Raw genomic sequence first — 23,002 nt, forward strand, 5'->3', positions numbered from 1 at the left:
ATTAATGATTTTCATCAAATTCAATTTTAGCATTTTTATTTTCTATAAGATGTAAATAATCTTTAATTTGAAATTCTGAAGAATTAAAATCATTAGACCTATTTTTTGCATGTTCCTGTCTTGTTATGCTTCTTGAAAATCTTCGGATAGATTCTTTTGAGTTTAAAATAATTCCAGGTACAGGAACATTATTTCCATTTTCATCTTTAGCTACCATAGTAAAGTATGAGGAATTACAATGCTTTTTTTCTCCTGTTTGTATGTTTTCAGATTCTACTCTAACACCAATAACCATAGATGTTCTTCCAGTATAATTAACTGAGGCCTTAAGCGTAACTAATTCGCCTACATCTATAGGATTTAAAAAGTCTACCTTATTAACAGATGCAGTTACACAATAATGTCTAGAGTGCTTTGATGCGCAAGCAAAAGCAATTTGATCCATTAAATTTAAAATATAACCTCCATGAATTTTACCACTAAAATTAGAGTGGGATGGAAGCATAAGCTCAGAAATTGTAATTTGAGAATCTTTTATATTTTTAAACATTTTAATCTTCTTCTGCACGTTTAATAATGGCTTCTGGGAGTGATTTTTTTGCTTTAGCTCCCATTTTTTTAAGTTTTTCAACGCTTGTTATTAAATTTCCTCTGCCTTCAACTAATTTATTCATGGCAGACGAATAATCACTTTTAGCGGCATCTATTTTTTTTCCTACTCCTGTCAAGTCGGTTACCAAACCTTCAAATTTATCATACAAAGCACCAGCTTGCCTTGCTATTTCAATGGCATTACGTTGTTGCTTTTCATTATTCCACATGCTATCTATAGTACGAAGAGTAGCTAAAAGAGTAGAAGGAGTTACTATAACAATATTTTTTTCAAAAGCTTTGTTGTAAATACTATTATCTTCATTTACAACAACTGCAAATGCTGGTTCTATAGGGATAAACATGAGTACAAAATCTGGAGATTCAATATCATATAAATCTTGATAATTTTTATCTGAAAGCTGGTCCACATGCTTCCTAATAGAATTAACATGGGCTTTTAAAAATGGTAACTTGTCATCATCATCTGCATTAACTAAACGCTCATAATCTGTTAATGATACTTTACTGTCAATAATCATTTTTTTACCATCTGGAAGGTTTAAAACTACATCGGGTAAAACACGAGAACCGTCTTTTCTAGTAAAATTTTGCTGAACAAAATATTCTCTATCTTTCTCTAAACCAGATTTTTCTAAAACACGTTCTAAAACCAATTCGCCCCAATTACCTTGCATTTTACTATCTCCTTTTAAAGCTCTGGTTAAATTGGTAGCTTCTTTAGTCATTTGTTGGTTAAGGTCTTTCAAACCCAATAATTGCTCTTTTAAAGCTGAATGCATACTGATGCTTTCTTTCTGAGTTAAATCTACTTTTTCTTCAAAAACTTTAATTTTTTCTTGAAGTGGATTTAAAATATTTTTGATGTTTTCTTTATTCTGAAGCGTGAATTTCTCAGACTTTTCATCAAGAATTTTAGTGGCTAACAACTCAAAATCCTTGCGTAGTTGTTCTTGACGTTCTTCAATTTCTGCATCACGTTTTGCACTTAATTGTTGTAAGTTTTCGTATTCTGTATTTCTTCTTGCTAATTCAGTACTTAAAAACTCTTTTTCTCTGCGAATCTCTTCTCGTTCAGTTTCTATTTTAGTTAAATTTTGCTTTAAAGCTTCAATAGTTAAACCCATTTGGTTTTGACGTTCTTTAAATGTGCTTTGTTCGCTTTTATTTTTTAGTTTAGTAAAAAGAATGCCTAAATAGCCTCCAATAGCTAACGAAATTAAAATGGATATGGTAAGAATAAGACTATCGTTCATTTAGAAAGAAATATAGCCAAAGATAATTTTTTAGACCGAAGTAAAAAAAACTCCTTCATAAAATAAAGGAGATAACTAGCACTATGATAAAAAGACTATATATTAGATACATTTATTGGGAAGTATGAAGTAAAATCCAGATCAATTGTGCTATTGCTAAAAGCAAAATAAAAGGGACTAATCTTCTATAACGTTTATTGGGTTGTTTTGCTTTTTTCTTATAAATAAGTTTCATAACTATTTGATTTGAGTTTGTTATTCTAGTCTAACACAAACTTAAAGCCTGTAGATATAATACCAGCTTTTAATCCATCACTTCTATCATACATACTATATTTTACATCAAATGACTTAAGACCGAAATTGAAAATTTTAAACTTTGTGAATATGTCGGTATATCTCAATCCTAAGCCATATTGACTGCTATTAAACTTGGATAAATCGTAATCTGATGTATAAAACTCTGATGTTGCAACATGTGCTTCATAAGGCGCAAAATAATCAGCAGCTGTTTGATTATAAAAGCGATATGTTGGGTATAGTGTGAATTTACCTGTGCTTAATTTTATAGGTAATTCTAAACTAAACGTATGAGAATTAACGCCCCAATCATCAAAATAATAACGATAGTAGGTACGTAAGGATACTGTTTCATTAATGTAGTAATTAAAACGAGCGCCTATTGGAATTTTAAATCTGGAATTTGGTAAGCGTTCAATATCATCTGCTAAATGAAATACGTCTCTATTAGTTGGAGAAGTATAGTTTGGTATGCTTGCTGCGTTACCAATGTAATAATTGGCACGATCTCCAAAATATACACGTTGCATTGGGTTTGCCAACCACCCTTTTTGTTGCACTACATCAAAGAATACAGAGAACTGTGCATTTTTACTTAATATTTGAGAAAAACTAAACGAAAGCGAATAAGAGTTTCTAGATTTATTTTGTATAAGCGTCGTATTGAAAGGAGACCAAACTGTAACAGAATTTTTATCAATAATATTACCATCTTGATTTAAAATGTCTATCCCATTAAAAAATCCGTTATTTAAATTTTCACCAGCTTCTATGTAAGAATCTAACTCTGTTGGGTATTTTGGACTCCATGTATCTAAATACACTTGAGCTTTTATGCCTATTTCTGTATTTTTCTCATTGAAAAGCTTGGTTAAACCACTTCCAAAACCAACAGATGTATAATCGTATTCTGTAGCAAAACCTGCATTGGTAGTCCAAATGGTATTTCTATCGTCAGAACTATGGCTATAGCCTACATTAATACTGCTCCAAGTATCCTGAGCTGATGCGCCTGAAGAAGCCACCCAAGGACTACCTGTAACATTAGAGGTTTGGTTATTATTTCCGCTATTGCTATTGTCATCATCGTCATCATAATTACCATTTGAAGCACCACTGGAATCAAAAGGGTCTAAATTACTCGATGATGCCGATGTATATGTAGAGATACCTGCATCAATAGTTAATATATCATCTGCATTCAAAGGGATAGCAACTACAAAAGTGGGCGTAACATCTGTTAATTCTTCATTACCAACACCTCCAGTTACAGAGGCATGATTACCTTCTTGTTTGTAATAACTCATTAAAAAATCAATTTCAGTGGTTTCTAAAACTCTTTTTTTGTATGCGTTTAAAGTATCTCTTTGTTTAGTTTGAGAAAACCCAAAAAACGTACAAAAAAAGATTATTGTTAGAATGCTATATTTCATGTAAATGTTTATTATTTAAAAACTCATCATAAATAGTGAGCTAGATTTAGGGTATTGTTTTAAAAGTTTCTAATACAATCTGGATAAGTCCGTTATTACTTAAACCTATTTGTATGAGACCCTTCGACTTCGCTCAGGGTAAGTTCTGCCAACATTTTTTGCTTCGCTAAGCTTGCAAAAAATGGACATCACTTAATTACAACCACAACCACCACCAGTTTTTCCTCCATTGGCACCCGATGCTGCTTCGCGATACACTTGAAAATTAGTTTCAAAACGTTCTATAGACATAGAGGAAAGCTTCATGTCTGGATCGTTTATATTTACCTTTTCGTATTCTTTTACAGCGACACAAGAGCTTAAACTTGCTAATATTATTAGTACTATTACAATTTTCTTCATTTACTATATTTTATTGTTTTTAGATTGCACACCTTCCGAATAATGTATTTCTCCATGTTCGTCAACTATTATGCAGTCAATAGATTTTAACTGATTTATAAAGTCTAAACCAACATCTTTACCCATTACAAAAATGGAGGTGGCAAGCGCATCAGCTAATTCTGCACTAGAGGCAAAAACACTCACACTTACTAAACCACTACTAGGGTAGCCGCTTCTAGGATCTATAATATGAGAATAGGTTTTTCCGTTAAAAGTGACACGTTTTTCATAATTACCAGAGGTTACAATAGCTTTATTATAAATAGGTAGCAGTGCAAAAACTTTATTTTTATTTAATGGGTTTTTTATGGCAACATTCCAATCCTCACCATTCGGTTGTTTACCCCAAGAATTCAAATCGCCTGAAGCGTTTATAATACCTGAAACAACGCCTTTGTCCTTTAGAAGCACTTTTGCTTTATCCGCAGCATAGCCTTTCCCGATAGCTCCAAAGCCTATCTTCATGCCTTTCAGTTTTAAGAAAACAGTTTGTGTTTCTTTGTTTAAAACGATATTGGTGTAACCTACTTTTGATACTGAGTTTTTAATCTCTTCTTCTGAAGGCATTTTGGTCATGCTACCATCAAACTTCCAAATACGATCCATAGAAGCATAACTAATATCAAAAGCACCATCTGTAAGTTTTGAAATATGAATAGCCCTTTCAATAAGGTTAAATAATTCTAAATCTACTTTTACAGGTTGTACTCCAGCATTTTTATTAATAAGTGAGGTTTGGGAATTAGCACCCCAGGATGATATAAGGTTTTCAATTCTGGTAATTTCGGTTATTGCCAAATCTATATACTTGTTGGCCTCATCCTTGGTGGACGATACTACTGTAATGTCAAACCGACTCCCCATCAGCTTTATGGTACGCTTATATGCTTCCTGTGAGTGAATCCCTAGAACACTCAGGAAAAACATATAGAATGTGATTTTTTTTAACATCATAAATGATTAGTTATTTAATAAATCAATAAAGCCTTGAGGAGTCGTTTTTTTATATCCTAATTCTTTTAATACTTTGCCATTTTCATCTAGAACAACAACCAAAGGGAAATACCCTTTCTTATTATATGTTTCAGCTAATAAATTATTGTGAGCAGTTTGCGCTTTCGATAAGATATTTTTTTTTCGTCTTGGAAAATCTACTTTAAGCATCACAAAATGTTCCTTTGAATAATCTTGAAAAGCTTTAGTGCTAAATATGTCGTGATCTAATTTTATACACGGAGCACACCAATCTGACCCCGAAAAGACTAAAATGATATTTTGGTTTTTACTTTGAGCTATAGATATAGCTTCATCAAAATCTGTTTTCCACTCTTGAGCAAGACTTGTGCAGCTAATAAGTAACAGTAAATAAAACATGTTTTTCATTTGAGGTATGCTTTTTATTTACACCTAAGACACCTAAAAAACAATACACCCTATTTTTTTAGATTTTTTTTTAGACTTTAACTACTTTTGGGCTCATTACTTAGTTTTGATAATGATAGAAAAAGAACCATCTATTTGTGAGGAGGAAAATTATAACCAACTGTTTCGTAAGCATTATGAATCAGTGACTAAGTATATTTATTATAAATGCGGAAGTTTAGAACAAGCTGAAGATATTGTTCAGAATGCATTTGTAAAACTCTGGCAACTTTGTGCTACTATTTCATTTTCTAAAGCAAAATCCTATATCTACAAAGCTTGTAATAATCTGTTTTTAAATGAGGTTAAGCATCAAAAAGTAGTTTTAAAACATCAACAAACAGTTGTTAAAAAAACAAATAATGAAAGCCCCGAATTTTTAATAGAAGTTGATGAGTTTAGAAGTAAACTTAAAAACGCTATCAATCAATTATCAGTAAAAGAACGAGAAGTATTTTTATTAAGTAGAGTTGAGCAAAAAACATACAAAGAAATTGCAGAAATAACAGGGCTAACAGTTAAGGCTATAGAACGTAGAATGAGTAAAGCTTTACGAGAGTTACGAGATGCTTTAGGAGGCGAAATTAGAATATAATAGGGTGTTTACATTTTTAATTGTCTTGTTAGTAAGACAGAACGCATATGGTTGAAAACTACGATACAGATGATACTTTTTTAGCAAGATGGTTAGCAGGAACACTTTCTGAAGAGGAACGTTTGGCTTTTGAAAAAACCGATGTTTATAAACAACTACGCATTATAAATAGGGAGTCTCAATTATTAGAAGGACCAATAATTGACGTAGATGCAGCTTTAAAAATTGTAAAACAAAAAATTAACACTAAGAAGCAGAAACCAAAAGTTATACGCTTATGGTATGCTGTTACTGCAGCTGCTGTAATTATAGTTAGCCTGAGCATGTTTTTAAACGCTTCAAAAACATACACAACTGGCATAGGTGAAAAAATGAGTGTAACCTTAGAAGATGGTTCAGTAATTGACTTAAATGCGAATTCTAGTTTATCTCATAAACGATTCTTTTGGACAGCAAATAAGGAAGTAAACTTTACTGGAGAGGGGTATTTTACGATTACCAAAAGTAAAGGGTTTAGTGTGAATACTTCAAAAGGAAAAGTAGAAGTATTGGGGACAGTGTTTAATATAAAAGATAGAACTCATTTTGAGTTAAAATGTTATGAAGGCAAAATAAACTTTGTTAGTAATAAAACTAGTCCAGATTCTTATATTCTAACAAAGGGTATGCAAATTAAGATTGAGGATAAAGAAATAAAAGAAGACACTTTTGTTGAGCAACATCCTGATTGGAAAACGGGTGTATCCAAATTTGTAGAACAACCTTTATCAAAAGTTTTAGAAGAGCTAACACATATATATCCTATTACATTTCAGATGAATACTATAGATGCTAATAGTATCTTTACAGGTAGTTTTAAGCATAACAATTTAAATGATGCTTTGCAAACCACGTTAACTCCTATGGGAGTTACATATCAAAAAGCATCAAATGGAAATGTTATTATTTTATCTGAATAAACAATGAAATACATCCTTTTCTATTTAGCGTTATTTGCGTTCACTATTGGAAATACACAACAAAAACTTAATTACAATTATGTAGAAAAACCTTTGGCTTCTGTTATTGCGGACATTCAAAATGAAAGCGGTGTTATATTTTCATTTGCAAATGCTATTATTGAAGGTAAACAAATCACATTATCAGAAAAAGACATTACGTTGGATGAACTTTTAGTAATACTAGAAGATCAAACAGGATTAAAGTTTAAAAAGGTATCAGAATCTCAAATTATCATTACTCCAAAAGCGAAAACGCCATACAATCAAGTTTTAGATGAAGTTGTTATTTCTGGATACGTTACTTCTGGTATTGATAGAAATAAAGATGGTTCAATTGATGTAACCAGTAAAAATTTAGGCATACTACCAGGCTTGGTAACTCCAGATATTTCACAAAGTATGCAACTTATTCCTGGCATTAGTACACTTGATGAGTCGGCAAGTCATATTCAAATTCGTGGAGGAACACCAGATCAAAATTTAATTCTTTTTGACGATATAAAGCTATATAGTACAGGGTATTTATTTGGTATGTTTTCGGCTTTTAATCCATATGCCACTGAAAAAGCAAGAATATTCAAATCTGGGACAAGTGCTGCTTACGGCGATCGTATTTCTGGAATTATAGACATTTCTACAGGTGAAACCGTTCCTGAGAAAAACGAATCTAGTCTTGGCATTGATGGTTTAAGTATTGATGGATTTTTTAAGAATAAATTGAATGATAAAACAGCATTGTTTCTTTTTGCTCGTCGTTCTTATGCCGATGTCGCTAAAAGTCCAACGTATAATACCTATGCAGAAACGATTTTTAGAAACACAGGAGCACCCGTTTTTACAGCTGATGGAAGTTCTATTAATTTAGAAACCGATGACGATTATACAGAAGATACAAGTACCAACAAATTTTCCTTTTATGATGTTAATGCTAAATTGATTTATCAGCCTTCTGAACAGCATAAAATTATTTTTAGCAATTTAATAACCCAAAACACTTTAGATTTTTCATTTGATAAAGCTGGAGAACTTCGTATTGATGATCAGAAAGTTCAAAATTTTGGTACTAGTTTGCGTTGGGATTTTGATACATCGAATCAACATAAATTAATCGCAAAAACCTATCTGTCTCACTATAAATCTGATTACACCAATTTAGAAATTATCAATGGTAATGTTACTGAAGAAACCAATAGTAGAAAAAATAAAATTACAGATTTTGGTTTTGAAGTGCAGTCAAAACATACATTTGATAAGAAACATACATTACAATATGGCTATCAGCTATCTAATACGCAGGTCTATTTTTTATTAGACAAACAAGAAGTATTTGAACCTGAAAGCAATGAATTTGAAGAACTGGATCAGCATAATTTTAAGAATGCTTTCTTTACTGAATATCAATACCGTTTTAGAAATGCTGGTTTTTTAAGTACAGGGGTGAGAGGTGTTCATTATGGAAGCGTTAAGCGCGCTTTTTTAGAACCTAGAATTACTATCGAATATCCAATAAGTAAAGGTTTTAGAGTTAAAACAGCTTTGGAGCGTCGTCATCAACCCATTTCTCAATTGGTCGAATTTAGTCAAACAGAATTGCGATTAGAAAATAATATATGGCGACTTTCTGATGAACGTTTTCCTTTGTTAAAAAGCGATCAAGTTTCCGGGGGTTTATTGTTTAAAAAACGAGGCTGGACGTTAGATATTGATGCTTATTATAAAGAATTAGAAGGGCTCACTTCTTTTACAGCAGGGTTTAGCACGCCACAATTAGAACTTTCGCAAGGGAACAGTTTCATAAAAGGTATTGATGTTTTATTGAAAAAGAAGATTAATACCTATAGAGTTTGGGCTGGTTATACTTATAATGATATTAAGTTTGAGTTTCCAAGTATCCAAGACGGTCAATTTTCTGGCAACAATGATATCACACATGCCTTTAGGATATCCAATACTTTAAAAGTAGATAGTTGGCAATTATCTTTAGGATGGCAGTATCGTACAGGTAAACCAGTAACGCCAATAAATTCGTTTAACTCCGTCGGAAATATAGTCGTTTTTGGAAGTGTAAATAGCCAAAGACTTAAAGCTTTTCATCGTTTAGATGCTTCAGCCATTTATAATTTCACTCCAAGAGAAGATAAAGATTGGAAAGGACAATTAGGGTTTTCAATGTTGAATATTTATAACAGAAAAACTCCAACTTCTGTAACTTACAGGTCAGAAGATGAGGGCAGCGGCTTAGAATTAAAACAAGTTATTCAACGTTTTTCCTTAGGTTTTACACCAAATATTTCTTTCAGATTGTTTTTTTAAAAGTTACTTCTTCACCCTAAAACTCCCTGTTATCGAATCAAAAGCAATTAAATCATCTGGGAATAACGTATCGAAAGTACCTTTTTCAATAAGATTACATGGTTGGTCTGAAACCACATGAGTTTCTGTCATTACAATTAAAGTATCACAAAGTTGGATGGCTAAATCTATTTCATGCGACGAGAATAAAATAGTTTTTCCTGTATCATTAGCCAATTTCTGGAGCAGTTTTAAAATATAAGCTTTGTGGTACATATCTAGGTGAGTTGTAGGTTCATCTAGAATGATTAAATCTGTATCTTGAGCCAAGGCTCTGGAAATCATTACCTTTTGTAATTGACCATCACTCAGTTCAAAGCATTTTTTATCTTTTAGTGTAGTGATGTTTGTTTGATTTAAAGCCTGATTAACAATTTCTATATCGGTTTTAGATAAATTACCAACCCAGTTTGTATAGGGCTGCCTGCCAAGAGCCACCAATTCAAAAACTGATAAATTTTTTGATACAATAGGTTCGGTCAACACCAAACTCATCACTTTTGCCAACTCTATTGGGGCATATTTTGATAATGCTTTGTCATTAATTAAAATACGACCACTCAGTGGGTTTTGAACTTTGGTGAGTGTTCGTAAAAGTGTAGATTTTCCAATGCCATTTGCACCAATAACACCAACAAGCTCTCCTTTCTTTAATGCAATATTAATATTCGAAGCTATAACAGATTTTGATGCCTTAGATGTGTATCCAATAGATAAATTATCGGTTTTTAAAATGATATGCTTTTTATTTTGCTCCATTAAAACATCATTTTACGTTTTCTAACTAATAACCAAATTACCACCGGCGCACCAACCAAAGATGTTATGGCATTAATTGGGAGTGTATAATCGCTATTTGGTAATTGTGAGATGCTATCGCAAACAAGCATAACAATAGCTCCAAATAGAAAAACGGCAGGTAATAAAATCTTATGATTTGAGGTGTTAAAAATTTGTCTGGTCATATGCGGAATAGCCAAGCCTATAAAAGCAATAGGACCAGTAAATGCCGTAATTGTCCCAGCAAGTAAACTGGTAGCGATAATAATTAATAATCGGCTTTGTTTTATGTTAAGTCCTAAACTTTTAGCGTAATTTTCACCAAGTAATAGTGTGTTTAAAGTTTTTATAGACGTTAAACTAAGCAATAAACCAAGGGTGTAAATAACAAACAAAATAAGAAGTTCATGCCATGATAAACTTCCTAAACTACCAAAGCCCCAGAAGTAGTATTGTTGTAATTCTTCCGCAGAGCTAAAATAAGAGAGTACATTAACCACAGCAGTAGAAATACTACCAAACATTAAACCTATAATCAAAATAGCCATAGTGTCTCTCACTTTTGTAGAGACCACCAAAACGGTTAATAACACAAGAAAACTACCTAAAGTTGCAGCAATAACGATACTCCATTTAGATGCCAAAACACCTAGCATAACACCACCAAATAAAGAAGCGCCCATGGTTACGACAGCGACACCTAAACTGGCTCCAGAAGTGATACCCAAAACAAAAGGACCAGCTAAAGGATTCCGGAAAAGTGTTTGCATCATTAATCCTGAAATGCCTAATCCAGAACCCACAACAATGGCTGTTAGTGCCTTTGGTAGTCTATAATCCATAATAATATGTTGCCAAGAGGTATTATCAATGCTTCCAAATAGACTGTTAAAAATGGCAGTATTAGGAATAGAAATTGAACCTAAACTTATGTTAATAAAAAAGCAGAGAATTAGTAGTACAATAAGTACTAAAAATGCGATGCTATAAGTTTTTGTTTCTGCCAATTATTCTAAACGTTTAAAAAAGAAATTTTCGTAATTAGAAAATACTTCGGGATGAGCAATATTAATAATATCTTTTAAAATGATGTCAGGACGCAAAGGTCCTAATTCATAATATAACAAGCCACCCATTGGTCCAATTTTATTAGTATAGGTGTAAATATTATTCGTTTTAAAAGCATCAAAATAGCCATACCCCTTATGCTGCTCTTCCATTTGCGCTCTGGTTTGAAATGAGCCTGCGCCAATCCACAATTCTGCATTAATAGCTTTCTCTAACACATTTTCAAAGTTAAGTTGAAGGCTACCATTGGCATCGCTATCTTTCCAAAGGTAATCTGTATTGGCATCTTCCAGATATTTTGCTACAAAACTTTTACCTCCAGGAATATTCCAGACATCTTTAAACATCGATCCCGAAAATACCACAGGCTTATCATTTGATTTAGAAGCATTCTTTTTAGCTTCTATGTAATTGTTTTCAATAGCATTAAAAATACTATCTGCTTCCTTTTGCTTATCAAAAAACGCTGCAATAAATTTTATCCATTCAGCTCGCCCTAAAGGATGTTGTTCGGTCCATGCACCATCTAAAACAACGGGAATTCCAAATTTTTCAATCTGATCTAGTGTTTTGTTATTCCCATTTACCGAAAACCCAATAACCAATTCAGGTTGTAAATCCAGCAGTAATTCCATGTTAAGATCTAAATCGCTGTTTAAATCTTTCACTTCACCCTTTTCAATGCGAGCTCTGGTTTTTTCTGAAGAAATATATTTAGTACTCGGAAAACCAACCAATTTGTCATCCACATTCAAATATTCAAGTGACGGAATATTCGTGGTAGACATCACCACAACTTTTTCAATAGGTAATGAAACAAGAATGTCTTTATCACTAATTTTTGGAGCGGATTGTCCTTTTTCAACTAAAATATAGCGATATGTATCTTGACTTTTAGGCCAAGGCGATGTCACTATAATTTCTTTGTAAGTAGGATAATTAGAAATTGTAAACCCTTTAGCATAGGTTATAGTTTGCTTTTGAAACTCTACAGAAGGTAACGTTCCAGTAATCCCCTTGTCGTTTTTACATGATGTAAAAGACAAAACACAAAGGCATAGAAAAAGTATAAAACGCATAGTCTTAAATTGAAACTCAAAGGTCATTATTTTTTTTGTAATACCGTAGACTTAAGGTTACTTTTGAGCGATTAAAATACAAAAGATGAATTTTTTATGTTCTTGGAGTGGTGGAAAAGACAGCTGTTTTGCTTTTTATAAGGCCACTTTGCAAGGTTTTAAACCAACGGTTCTTTTAAATGTGATGAATGAATTTGGAGATAGGTCGCGTTCGCATGGTATTCCAAAAGCAGTATTACAGGCACAGGCCAATGCATTAGAACTTCCTATCCACTTTTTTAGTAGCACTTGGGGGGATTATGAAAAAAAGTACATTGAAAATTTAAAAACGATCACTAAAAATTACCCTATTACTCATTCAGTTTTTGGAGATATTGATATAGAATCGCACCGTGCCTGGGAAGAAAAAGTGTCTAAAGCTGCTGATTTAGAAGCTGTTTTACCGCTTTGGCAAGGAGATAGAAAACAATTGGTTTTAGATATGATTGATGCGGGAATTGAAGCTATTATAGTGTCATGTAATCAAGAGCTAGGTGCCGATTTTTTAGGTAGAATTATTGATGCCGAACTTGTAAAAACTCTTGAAAATATGGAAATTGATGCCTGTGGTGAAAACGGTGAGTTTCATACGTTGGTTGTAAATGCTCCCTTTTTTAAAAATAGAATCGAGGTTGAAATAGAAGGAAAAGCAACATCGAGCAACTATAACTTCGCGAACTTGGTTCTTAAAGGTTGATTTCTGTGATGAGTTTTAAGGATTCGTTTTCTTTCTTAAGATGAAATACATCGCCGTAATTAATTTTAATACTGAATGAATCTTTCAGAGGAAGCTTTAAAAGTTTAGAAAGCACCACTCTTATTGGTCCAGCATGAGATATAACTATTAGATTTTGATTATTTTTTGAATGTGTAATACTCTCAAAAAAATCATCAACTCTTGATGCTAATTCAACATAAGATTCTCCATTCGGGACAGCAATATTTACAAAATCTGCCATCCAAGGATTGATATCTTTTTCTGGAATATCATTCCAAGGATTAAGCTCCCAGTCTCCAAAATTTAATTCCTTTAAACGATCATCTAAAGTAATGTGGTTACTGAAACGTTTTGCTAATAAAACACATCGTTTTAAAGGGCTAGATATAACTTTAAAGTCTTTTTTTAATTGAATTTGATTCAAAACAGCTTCAAATTCTTCAGTATAATTACTCTTTAAATTTAAATCACTTTGTCCGTAGCAAACCCCTTTTTCAATATCAGGAGCGGTATGTCTTATTAAATAAATTTCCATAGAGCAATTGCACTTAAATAAAAAACAACCTCACATAATTGTTGAACGGCACCAGCACAATCCCCAGTTTGTCCGCCAATCCATTTTTTAAACTTAGCGCCTAAATAGACTTTAGCTATGTAACACGGAATTAAGGTTAAAAATATTAAAGGTGTTTTGAAAAAGAGTAGGGGTACTAATCCAAAAATAGCACTAACAATAACCATACTTAGCGTAATGCTTTTAGCTGCAGGTTTTGCTTTGCTGTCATCTGTTTCTCTTACATAAGGATGTGTATATATTAAAGTAGTTGCTAAAAAACGACTTAAACTATGTCCTGCAATAATAGTTAAAGGAATAAGGTGAATTGGTGTTTCTCTTAAAGTTGAAAATTTAATAGCAAGAATTAAAATTAATCCTGAAACCCCATAAGTACCTAAGCGAGAATCTTTCATGATTAATAAGATTTTCTCTTTTGTCCACCCACCTCCAAAGGCATCACAAACATCTGCAAATCCATCTTCATGGAACGCTCCTGTAACATATATAGTGGATACCATACTAAGTAGCAAGCTTACTTCTGTAGAAAACATATAAGAGAAGCCGTAAAAAACTAAAGCACCAATGCTTCCAACAATAATTCCAACTAATGAAAAATATTTAGCACTTTTCTTTAAGTATTCTGCATTATGATCTACCCATTTTGGACAAGGAATTCTTGTGAAGAACATAATAGCCGTTAAGAATATTTGGATTTCTTTTTTCATTTTTTAGTTCTTTTCAATTTCATTGCTAACTCCAGCACTTTCAAAACTTGCCATATTATTCAAAAAATCTACAGAAGCTTTTAATAATGGTATAGCGAGAGCAGCTCCAGTACCTTCTCCTAATCTTAAACCTAGTGATAATAGCGGTTTTGCATTTAGAAACTCCAACATTTTTTGATGACCCTGCTCGTTAGAATTATGAGCAAATATGCAGTAATCTAATACATTTTTATTTATGGCTTGGGCAACTAATAGTGCCGAAGACACTATAAAACCATCAATAACAATAATCATTTTTAACTCTGCGGCTTTTAAAATAGCACCACAAAGCATGGCTATTTCAAATCCTCCAAAAATAGACAAAGCATCTTTTGGTGTTTGCGGTTTGTATTTTTTATAAACATCGGAGAGAATGGTACTTTTCTTATTTATACCTTCAGAATTTAGACCTGTACCCGAACCAACACATTCGGTAACTGGTTTATTCATAAAATAAGCCATGAGTAATGATGCTGATGAGGTATTACTAATTCCCATTTCGCCAAACCCAATAGTATTACAGCCTTCAGAATGTGTTTTATGTATAATATTTTCAGCTTTTGAGAATGCATCTTGGCATTGTTCAATAGTCATTGCAGACTCTTCTTGATAGTTTTTGGTGCCAAAACCTACTTTAGCATCAACAATATTTAAGTTGTTTTCAAAATTATGATTAACGCCAGCATCTACTACCTTTAAGTTAATGTCGTTAGTTTTTGTAAACACATTTATAGCAGCGCCTCCGTTTACAAAATTATAAACCATTTGAGCTGTTACTTCTTGTGGAAAAGGGTTGACTTCTCCTTTTTTAGCAATACCATGATCACCTGCAAAAACAACAATAGTTGGATTAGCTATTTTTGGATTTTCAGTATTTTGAATACAGCCTATTTTAAAAGCTAAATGTTCTAAATCGCCTAAAGCGCCTAAAGGTTTTGTTTTTAAATCAATTTTTTTTTGAAGTGCAACTTCTAACTCTTGATTTTTTATTGAACTAATATTTTTCATTGAAATTATTTAAGGGTTAATGGTATACCAGAAACCATCATGGTAGCTTTATTGGCATGTTTAGCTATATGCTGATTCATCCAACCTTGTAACTCTGTAAACTTTCTACCCACTTCGGTCTGCGCATGTACTCCCATGCCAATTTCGTTAGAAATTATAATTATAGTAGCATCAATATCTAGTAGTTTATTGAATTCTATTTTAGCTAGTTCGAGGCTTTTTTCAATATCGTTTTTGGTATCCACATAAAAATTGGTAAGCCAAAGCGTTACACAATCAATAACAGCAACATCATTAGTTTTTATAACCGATGCTAATATCTTTTCTTCCTCAATAGATGTCCAACGTTCATCTCTATCAGCAATGTGTCTGTCAATACGTTTTCTATGATCATCACCCCAAATGCGCGATGTAGCAACATATTTAGGTGTGTTTGAAAGTGATAATGCCAAGCTTTGTGCATAACTACTTTTTCCAGAACGTTCGCCACCAGTTATGAAATAAATCATGAATTATGTGTTGTTGATTACTAGCACAAATATTATTCTTTTTTAAAGAATTACGCAATAAAATAGTTTTGATTCTAAAAATAGATAGTACATTTGCAGCGAATTTTGGTTTTGTTCTGTATTTATATAGGATGAATTAAAAGGGAATCTGGTGAGAAACCAGAACTGTTCCCGCAACTGTAAGCTATAAAGCTTCATGTTAAACTTCTTTGTCACTGAAGAGTAATCTTTGGGAAGACCAACATGAAGACGCAAGTCAGGAGACCTGCCTAATTCAAAACAAATAAGTTAAACTTTCGGGATAAAAGTTTGCGTATGATAATCCATGCGATTCTCGAGTAATTATTCATTAAAATGAACAAAAAAACAAATGTTTTAGGCGTGCTGTGTTTTGGTATGTCTTTAATTGGATTTGCACAACAGCAAGTCGACTCAACAAAAGTAGAGCAACTAGATGAAGTTGTTATTACAGATTCTCGTTTTGCATTAAAACGTGAAAATTCAGGTAAATCTGTTATTAAAATATCAAAAGTTGATATTGAAAGAAACCAAGGTAGAACAGTTTCTGAATTAATTAATGCACAATCTGGTATCGAAATTAACGGTAGTAGGAGCAATGCAGGCCAGAACTTGGGCGTATATGCTCGTGGTGGGCGTAATCGTCAAGTTTTAGTTTTAATTGATGGTATTCAAGTAAGCGATCCGTCACAAATTAATATTGAATACGATTTTAGACTTTTAAATTTAAATCAAATTGAGTCTATAGAGATAATTAAAGGAGCTGCAAGTACCTTGTATGGTAGTGGTGCAGCATCAGCTGTTATTAGTATTACAACTAAAAAAGCCGATGCAAAAAAGATTAGTGCCGTTTTTTCTTCAAGTTTTGGAACTAATCAAACAGAATCTGATCAAAATTATAATATCGCTGATTTCAATAACAGTGTTGCTTTAAGTGGAACGTTAAATAAGTTTACATATCGTACGGCATTTAGTAATCAGTTTTCTGATGGTCTTTCGGCAGCAATTAGTGATACTAATGAGAAAGATGTTTATTCTAAATATGGAATAGATATTAATTTAGGGTATAAGTTTAATAAAGACTTTTCTTTAAATGTTTATGGAAACTTTACAGATACAAATTCAGAAATTGATGGATTTGATTCTAATTTTAGTTTAGTAGATACACCTGATGAATTTAACAATGAACAATATCGATTTGGGCTTTCATCTAAATTTAAATATAGAAATGGTAGCATTAATTTAAATGCTGCTTACAGTGAGTATGAAAGAGTGTTTATCTCTAACTTTCCATCAATATTTAAGTCTGAAAATTATGTGTTAGATATTTATAACAAATATGTTTTTAATAAAATGTTCTACACTATTATCGGTTTAAACGCTATAGAAAATAAAGCCATATTTGCTAATGATGTAAGATTTAATATTATAGACCCATACGCTAATTTTGTGTATGTTTCAGATTTTGGTTTAAATATTAACGCTGGAGCACGCTTAAATAACCATAACGAGTATGGCTCTCACTTTACATATAACTTAAATCCATCATTTACTTTTAAATCTAATAATGATGGTTATACAAAGCTTTTTGGTTCTTTTAGTACATCTTTTATAACACCTTCGTTATCTCAATTGTTTGGTAATTTTGGTGCTAATCCAGACTTAGGGCCAGAAGAGAATAGAACGATTGAAGTTGGAACAGAGTTTAAATTAAATGATAATTTTAGAGTAACTGGGCTTTTCTTTAATAGAGAAGAAAAAAATACCGTGCTATGGCTTAATGGAGGGTATTTAAATGCAACTGAGGATTTACATGCAAGAGGCGTAGAAGTTGAAGTAAATACGACACCAATTGAGAAATTATCTATTACTGCTAACTATGCATTTACTGAATATAAAGAAAGTTTAGCAAGAAGAATACCTAAGCATAAAGCTAATTTGCAATTGGGTTACGATTTTTCAAAAACGACTTTTGCATCATTATCTTATCAATATACACACGATAGATTTGAGAATAGCTTTGTGCCTCTTTTGGAGAGCTTTAGCTTAGTTAATTTGTATGTAAGCCATACTGTTTTAAAAAATAAAATAAAATTCTTTGGAGGGCTTGATAATATCTTAAATGAGGATTATGAAGATGTTCCAGGTTATGTAACTAAAGGAAGAAACGTTAGGATAGGTTTTCAATTGACTTTATAGTGAGAGAATAAAGTCAATGCTTTGGCGTAAGCCAAATTTATTAAGTGCCACCATTCTGCTATTTGGTGGCACTTTTTAAGTTCAAGGAATTAAATCACAGTACCAAACACCATATTTCTCAGAATCACTTTTACAAATAGAATCATCGTCAGATTTTGGTGCGTTATACTCGCGGTATACTTTTTCACCAATGCTAAAATCAATTGGGTTTTTAAAAATAGGACCATCGAAACAAAAGGTATGAAATTCTCCATTTTCGCCACAGGGATCGACACCATCAGGTAAATTGTCTATAAAGTTTTCATCTATTATTGTTCCTACAAAGTCTTCATTAAAATACTTAGAATTCGCACAAACAATTATGGTTTTAAAACCTAAATTTAAAAATTCGTGAATTAAAGCTTTAGTGTCTTTTCTCCAAATAGGAAATACGGCTTTAAAGCCCTGCTTTTCTAATTGTTTCTCTCTGTAAACCCTTAAGTCTTCAAGAAAAATATCGCCAAAAGCTGTATGCGTAAAACCATCATTTTTTAGTCTAGAAACGGTTTCTAGCATTTTTTGTTCATAGATTTCCATACTTGGCATTTCTGGAAGTTCTATTAAACTTGCTGGTATGTTTAAGGCTTTGGTTTGTGCAATTAACAGTTCTTTTCTCAGTCCGTGCATAGAAACACGATTGTAATGGCTATTAACTGTTGTGATTAACTCATCTATTGAGTAACTCTCATTTTGTAATAGATAGTAGAGCGCTAAAGCGGAATCTTTTCCAGAACTCCAGTTGAAGTAGGTTTTATGTTTATTCAAATAGAACTCTTTTTATTAAATCATCTGGAATGTCTTTATCAATATACATTTCATTTGAAAAAGGAATTAAATCTTTACTACTGCCAGTAATTTTTATATTGTTCTCACTTTTTGAGCTTGCAGGACTAGAGGACTTTCCAGTACCATCAATTATGCTAATAGCTCTTGCGAGTAGTGGTTCATTTACATCGCCTAGAACACCTAAATTTCGAATACTTTCTGCTAAAATATTATTAGGTTCTGGAAAAAGCCCATTAAAATAATCTGTTGCTCCATTAACATTTAGCGATTTAAAAATAAGGGGTTGCATAGCGTAAGTATGACTAGGATTTGCACCAGACCTACTAAAATTTGGAGAATCGTATAATGTCCTAGATGCTTGATATTTTCCTGTTGTAGAGGTTCCTATTTGAACAACATTTATATAAGGGGATAAACTGTTAATTACTAATTCGCTTGCTGATGCACTCGATCTTGTAGTAAGAATAAAAACTCTAGAGAGGTTTAAGCTGTTTAATGCTGCTCCGTCATTATTATTTACAAATCTACTTATTAAAAACTCGGGGTTTTCATCCTCAAAAGCCTGTTGAAATTCGGAATTCCATTGTTCTGTACTAAAAATATCTCCAGTAAATTGCCCAGTAATCATGCTAGATAATAGTATGGCTGTATTTACAGAACCTCCTGGGTTATATCGTAAATCGAGCACTAATTCAGTTGCATTAGCACTTTTAAATGCTCCAAATGTATCATTTAACTCTGCATTGAATTGATCGGTACCTGTAAATCCATTATACATTAAATATGCTACTTTAATGCCTCCAACATCTATAACTTTGTTTGTTAAAATTGGATTTTCTGTGTATTGTGTTTTAGATAGTGTAACAGTTTCTGAAGTGTTTGTTACAAAATCGTCTGTTGTTTCTGGTGTTCCGCTATCTTCATAACTCCCTATATTGATAGTGTAATTATCTGTACTAGTAAGCGACCTCCAATTATCTGAAGTAAGTTGTGTACCATTAATTGCATAAAAGATATCTCCTCTTTTTACTCCCTGGCTTGCAGCACTTGTATTAGGCAGTACATATCGAACATAGCCATACCTATTAGTATCTGTAGGAGAAAAACCAAATATGCCAAATTCCATTCCATTACTGGTAATAATGCCACTAAAAAGTTGTTCTAAGGCAATATAATCATCAACAATCCAGCTAAACCTGTCAACAGTCTCTCTTTGATGTATTAAGCTTTCAAATAAATCGAAAGGAGAATTAAAACCATTTAAATATGTTGCATAATCGTCGTTTGATGGAAATCTATCATTTGCCAAGTCTGGTACATCATCTTTGTATAAGTAGAAAGTGTTCATACCTTTCCATACAAAATCGTTTATTTGACTTGCTGAAATTAGATTATCATCATTATCTTCAAAACAGCTTACAGTAGAAAAGGAAACTATAAGAATTAGGATTAGGGCTTTTAAATATCGCATAGCATTATTTTATATAAGTAGTCTATAAAACCCTAAATTTACTTACATTATTGTATAATAAAAAATAATTGGTTGAAATTGTTGATTCTGAATATTAGTCAATATAATTAAGTTTAGTAAAGTAGATTGTATTGTAGAATGCACATAGAGGCAGAATTTCACGTAAGGGATTGAACGGTTTGTTTGAGCTCGCCGACTTAGGAGGAAGCGAGTAGAGAAAGCCCGACCCTATAGGGTTACGCCCTAATTATTTAATTTTTTTTATTTGTAATGTAACAAAACAAATACATGGTCGTCGTAATATCAAACAGCCTAAACTAAGTTGTTTTAAACTAAACCAAACCAAAATGACTCAAACAGAGTTTTTAAAAATTGTAATGCCTTTTAAGGATAAAGTATTTCGTTTAGCAAAACGATTGCTAATATCTACTGAAGAAGCTGAAGATGCAACGCAAGAAATTCTGTTAAAGTTATGGAATAATAAAAAGAAGATTGCTGAATATAAAAATGTAGAAGCTTTTTCGATGACTATGACAAAGAATTTTTGTTTTGATAAATTAAAATCGAAGCAAGCTCAAAATTTAAAGATTGTACATAGTAATTATGAAGAAAAAGGAACACCATTACAAAAGCAAGTTGAATTAAACGATAGTGTTAATTGGGTAGCAAAAATTATTGAAGAGTTACCAGAACAACAACGCATGATAATTCAGCTAAGAGATATAGAAGAATATGATTATGATGAGATTGCAAAAATGCTGAATATGAATAATACAGCAGTACGTGTAAACTTGTCGAGAGCAAGAAAAGCAATACGAGAAAAATTAACTAATACACATAATTATGGTATTAAATAATATAGAAAACTTACTAGAAAAGTACGAAAACGGTGAGACATCACTTAAAGAAGAGCAAGTGTTAAAAAACTATTTTTCCAGCGACACTGTAGCACCTCATTTAGAAATGTATAAACCCATGTTTGCGTATTTTTTGGGAAACCAACAAGAACAATTTACTAAAGACGTGCCATTAAAAACTAAGCGTATATTTAATTACAAATGGCTATCGGTTGCTGCAGTTGCTGTTCTCATGTTGGGCGTTTATTTTAAAGATCCAGTAGCAGCTTCGTACAATGAATATGCTTATGGAACTTATGATAAACCTGAAGAAGCGCTTAACGAAGTTACAAAATCTTTAGAAATGATTTCTCAAAGCTTCAATAAAGGCACTTCAACCGTAGGATATTTAAATGAAGTAAATAAAGGTACTTCAACACTAGGATATCTTAACGAAATTGAAAACACAACTAGTATAATTTTTAAAACTAATTAATTAGAATTAATGAATACAAACAATTTAAAAATAAGAACAATGAAAAATAAATTAATAGTATTAGTAATGGCAATTATGTTGTTACCAATAACAGGAATGGCACAAAGCAATATTTTTGATAAATATAGCGACAATAACGATGTAACTTATGTTAACATTAAACCAAAGATGTTTCAAATGATAGCAAAAATGGGTATTAATGTTGAAGATGAGGAAGCTAAAGCTTATATGGATATGGTAAAAAGCATCACAAGTTTTAAAACTATTGTAACTGATAATAAAGCTATATCTACAGATATTTCAAAATGGGTTAAATCGCGTTCTGGTGGCTTAGAAGAGTTAATGGAAGTTAAGGACGATGGAACTGAGGTTAAATTTTATGTAAAAGAAGGTAAAGATTCTGACCATGTAAAAGAACTTTTAATTTTTGTAAATGGTATTGATAAAGTGATGGAAGACAAAATTGAAATTAATGGAAAAGAGCGTAAAATTGAAACCGTAGTGGTATCGATGACTGGAGATATTGATTTGAATGAAATTTCTAAACTTACTAATAAAATGAATATCCCTGGAGGAAAACATTTAGAGAAAAAGAATTAATAAAGACAGAACATCAATCATGCAACGAACAATCAAACATATCGTATTTGTACTTCTTTTAGCTGTAGCTTTTGTAAGCTGTAACGATGGTAAAAGTTTACAAACTTATTTTGTAGATAACCAAGAAGCAACAAATTTTGTTTCTCAAGATATACCAATATCTATGGTTAAAATAGATGATTCTAAGTTTACTGAAGATCAAAAAGAAGCTTATAAATCTGTAAAGCGATTAAACTTTTTAGGCTATAAAGTAGAAGGAACCGAAGCAGAAGTTTTTAAAGCTGAATTAGCAAAAGTAAAAACTATTTTAAGCGATAAAAAGTATAATGATCTTATGGAATTTAGCGATAAAGGGAATAAAATTATTGTTAAATACATTGGTACAGATGAGGAAGCAGATGAGGTTGTTATTTTTGGTAGTGCAAATGAATTAGGTTTCGGAATTGTTCGTGTATTAGGAAATGACATGAATCCAGATAAAATGGTAACCTTAGTAAATGCAATGCAAAATGCTGATGTTGATGAAAATCAAATTCAAGATATTATGAATTTCTTTAAATAAATTTATAGTAATGTTAATTAAAAAGGGTTGTTGAAAATTTTCAACAACCCTTTTTTTAG

Annotated in this window: 24 protein-coding genes and 1 riboswitch; of the genes, 9 read left to right on the forward strand and 15 right to left on the reverse strand. The window is 32.0% G+C overall.

Going from position 1 to position 23,002, the window contains the following annotated elements:
* Window position 1: 1 nt before the first annotated feature.
* The 6 genes from M3P09_RS05480 to M3P09_RS05505 all read right to left on the reverse strand — a co-directional run bounded on the left by M3P09_RS05480 (window position 2) and on the right by M3P09_RS05505 (window position 5,428).
* Entirely contained in the window at window positions 2-550 is a 549-nt protein-coding gene (locus tag M3P09_RS05480; protein WP_249972327.1) for an acyl-CoA thioesterase, read from the reverse strand.
* Between the two features lies 1 nt (window position 551).
* Entirely contained in the window at window positions 552-1,868 is a 1,317-nt protein-coding gene (locus tag M3P09_RS05485; protein ID WP_249972328.1) for a DNA recombination protein RmuC, read from the reverse strand.
* 260 nt (window positions 1,869-2,128) lie between these two features.
* Entirely contained in the window at window positions 2,129-3,601 is a 1,473-nt protein-coding gene (locus tag M3P09_RS05490; protein ID WP_249972329.1) for a DUF3570 domain-containing protein, read from the reverse strand.
* A 192-nt stretch (window positions 3,602-3,793) separates the two neighbouring features.
* The gene (locus M3P09_RS05495) at window positions 3,794-4,003 is read right to left on the reverse strand and encodes a DUF4266 domain-containing protein (RefSeq protein ID WP_249972330.1); all 210 of its coding nucleotides are present in this window, start codon (window positions 4,001-4,003) and stop codon (window positions 3,794-3,796) included.
* A 3-nt stretch (window positions 4,004-4,006) separates the two neighbouring features.
* The gene (locus M3P09_RS05500) at window positions 4,007-4,996 is read right to left on the reverse strand and encodes an FAD:protein FMN transferase (protein WP_430886762.1); all 990 of its coding nucleotides are present in this window, start codon (window positions 4,994-4,996) and stop codon (window positions 4,007-4,009) included.
* Between the two features lie 9 nt (window positions 4,997-5,005).
* Window positions 5,006-5,428 carry a thioredoxin family protein gene (locus M3P09_RS05505; RefSeq protein WP_249972332.1) on the reverse strand — a complete coding sequence of 141 codons (423 nt, stop codon included), beginning with the start codon at window positions 5,426-5,428 and terminating at the stop codon, window positions 5,006-5,008.
* A gap of 112 nt (window positions 5,429-5,540) precedes the next feature.
* Between M3P09_RS05505 and M3P09_RS05510 the strand changes: the two genes are divergently transcribed.
* From M3P09_RS05510 to M3P09_RS05520, 3 genes are read left to right on the forward strand one after another with little or no spacing between them, the layout of a single operon-like run.
* The gene (locus M3P09_RS05510) at window positions 5,541-6,062 is read left to right on the forward strand and encodes an RNA polymerase sigma factor (RefSeq protein WP_249972333.1); all 522 of its coding nucleotides are present in this window, start codon (window positions 5,541-5,543) and stop codon (window positions 6,060-6,062) included.
* 47 nt (window positions 6,063-6,109) lie between these two features.
* Window positions 6,110-7,021 (forward strand): FecR family protein, encoded by a 912-nt coding sequence (locus tag M3P09_RS05515; protein ID WP_249972334.1) that lies wholly within the window; start codon window positions 6,110-6,112, stop codon window positions 7,019-7,021.
* A 3-nt stretch (window positions 7,022-7,024) separates the two neighbouring features.
* Window positions 7,025-9,376 carry a TonB-dependent receptor gene (locus M3P09_RS05520; RefSeq protein WP_249972335.1) on the forward strand — a complete coding sequence of 784 codons (2,352 nt, stop codon included), beginning with the start codon at window positions 7,025-7,027 and terminating at the stop codon, window positions 9,374-9,376.
* Window positions 9,377-9,379: 3 nt separating this feature from the next.
* On the opposite strand, the gene M3P09_RS05525 is transcribed toward M3P09_RS05520, so the two are convergent.
* From M3P09_RS05525 to M3P09_RS05535, 3 genes are read right to left on the reverse strand one after another with little or no spacing between them, the layout of a single operon-like run.
* Window positions 9,380-10,174, reverse strand: a complete 795-nt coding sequence (locus M3P09_RS05525) for an ABC transporter ATP-binding protein (protein WP_249972336.1) — start codon at window positions 10,172-10,174, stop codon at window positions 9,380-9,382.
* The gene (locus M3P09_RS05530; RefSeq protein WP_249972337.1) at window positions 10,174-11,202 is read right to left on the reverse strand and encodes a FecCD family ABC transporter permease; all 1,029 of its coding nucleotides are present in this window, start codon (window positions 11,200-11,202) and stop codon (window positions 10,174-10,176) included. Before M3P09_RS05530 ends, M3P09_RS05525 begins: the two co-directional genes overlap by 1 nt.
* Window positions 11,203-12,342 (reverse strand): ABC transporter substrate-binding protein, encoded by a 1,140-nt coding sequence (locus tag M3P09_RS05535; protein WP_249972338.1) that lies wholly within the window; start codon window positions 12,340-12,342, stop codon window positions 11,203-11,205.
* Window positions 12,343-12,427: 85 nt separating this feature from the next.
* On the opposite strand from M3P09_RS05535, the gene M3P09_RS05540 reads away from it, so the two are divergent.
* Window positions 12,428-13,078, forward strand: coding sequence for a Dph6-related ATP pyrophosphatase (locus M3P09_RS05540; RefSeq protein WP_249972339.1), 651 nt, complete (start codon window positions 12,428-12,430; stop codon window positions 13,076-13,078).
* Here M3P09_RS05540 and cobC read toward each other — a convergent pair.
* The 4 genes from cobC to M3P09_RS05560 are packed head-to-tail and all read right to left on the reverse strand — an operon-like array spanning window position 13,068 to window position 15,936.
* Window positions 13,068-13,634 (reverse strand): alpha-ribazole phosphatase, encoded by a 567-nt coding sequence (cobC, locus tag M3P09_RS05545; protein WP_249972340.1) that lies wholly within the window; start codon window positions 13,632-13,634, stop codon window positions 13,068-13,070. The genes M3P09_RS05540 and cobC overlap by 11 nt on opposite strands.
* Window positions 13,619-14,380 carry an adenosylcobinamide-GDP ribazoletransferase gene (locus M3P09_RS05550; protein ID WP_249972341.1) on the reverse strand — a complete coding sequence of 254 codons (762 nt, stop codon included), beginning with the start codon at window positions 14,378-14,380 and terminating at the stop codon, window positions 13,619-13,621. Before M3P09_RS05550 ends, cobC begins: the two co-directional genes overlap by 16 nt.
* Before the next feature lie 3 nt (window positions 14,381-14,383).
* Window positions 14,384-15,427 carry a nicotinate-nucleotide--dimethylbenzimidazole phosphoribosyltransferase gene (cobT, locus tag M3P09_RS05555; RefSeq protein WP_249972342.1) on the reverse strand — a complete coding sequence of 348 codons (1,044 nt, stop codon included), beginning with the start codon at window positions 15,425-15,427 and terminating at the stop codon, window positions 14,384-14,386.
* A gap of 5 nt (window positions 15,428-15,432) precedes the next feature.
* Entirely contained in the window at window positions 15,433-15,936 is a 504-nt protein-coding gene (locus tag M3P09_RS05560) for a bifunctional adenosylcobinamide kinase/adenosylcobinamide-phosphate guanylyltransferase (RefSeq protein ID WP_249972343.1), read from the reverse strand.
* An 89-nt stretch (window positions 15,937-16,025) separates the two neighbouring features.
* Window positions 16,026-16,223: riboswitch (cobalamin riboswitch) on the forward strand.
* Window positions 16,224-16,290: 67 nt separating this feature from the next.
* Between M3P09_RS05560 and M3P09_RS05565 the strand changes: the two genes are divergently transcribed.
* Window positions 16,291-18,153 carry a TonB-dependent receptor plug domain-containing protein gene (locus tag M3P09_RS05565; protein ID WP_249972344.1) on the forward strand — a complete coding sequence of 621 codons (1,863 nt, stop codon included), beginning with the start codon at window positions 16,291-16,293 and terminating at the stop codon, window positions 18,151-18,153.
* An 81-nt stretch (window positions 18,154-18,234) separates the two neighbouring features.
* Here the strand turns inward: M3P09_RS05565 and M3P09_RS05570 are convergent, their stop codons facing one another.
* Entirely contained in the window at window positions 18,235-18,957 is a 723-nt protein-coding gene (locus M3P09_RS05570; protein ID WP_249972345.1) for a Dph6-related ATP pyrophosphatase, read from the reverse strand.
* Window positions 18,950-20,449 (reverse strand): S41 family peptidase, encoded by a 1,500-nt coding sequence (locus tag M3P09_RS05575; protein ID WP_249972346.1) that lies wholly within the window; start codon window positions 20,447-20,449, stop codon window positions 18,950-18,952. The genes M3P09_RS05570 and M3P09_RS05575 overlap by 8 nt, the downstream gene beginning before the upstream one ends.
* A 347-nt stretch (window positions 20,450-20,796) precedes the next feature.
* Here M3P09_RS05575 and M3P09_RS05580 point away from each other — a divergent pair, with 347 nt between their 5' ends.
* The 4 genes from M3P09_RS05580 to M3P09_RS05595 are packed head-to-tail and all read left to right on the forward strand — an operon-like array spanning window position 20,797 to window position 22,943.
* Complete coding sequence (locus M3P09_RS05580) at window positions 20,797-21,306, forward strand: RNA polymerase sigma factor (RefSeq protein WP_099564195.1); 510 nt, start codon at window positions 20,797-20,799, stop codon at window positions 21,304-21,306.
* On the forward strand, window positions 21,293-21,781 hold the full coding sequence (locus M3P09_RS05585) for a hypothetical protein (RefSeq protein ID WP_099564194.1): 489 nt from the start codon (window positions 21,293-21,295) through the stop codon (window positions 21,779-21,781). Before M3P09_RS05580 ends, M3P09_RS05585 begins: the two co-directional genes overlap by 14 nt.
* 39 nt (window positions 21,782-21,820) lie before the next feature.
* Window positions 21,821-22,381: a DUF4252 domain-containing protein gene (locus M3P09_RS05590; protein WP_249972347.1), complete on the forward strand. Its 561-nt coding sequence runs from the start codon at window positions 21,821-21,823 to the stop codon at window positions 22,379-22,381.
* 19 nt (window positions 22,382-22,400) lie between these two features.
* Window positions 22,401-22,943 carry a DUF4252 domain-containing protein gene (locus tag M3P09_RS05595; RefSeq protein WP_249972348.1) on the forward strand — a complete coding sequence of 181 codons (543 nt, stop codon included), beginning with the start codon at window positions 22,401-22,403 and terminating at the stop codon, window positions 22,941-22,943.
* The last annotated feature ends 59 nt before the right edge of the window (window positions 22,944-23,002 follow it).

Source organism: Jejuia spongiicola (assembly GCF_023502325.1).
GTDB classification, from domain to species: Bacteria; Bacteroidota; Bacteroidia; order Flavobacteriales; family Flavobacteriaceae; genus Wocania_A; species Wocania_A spongiicola.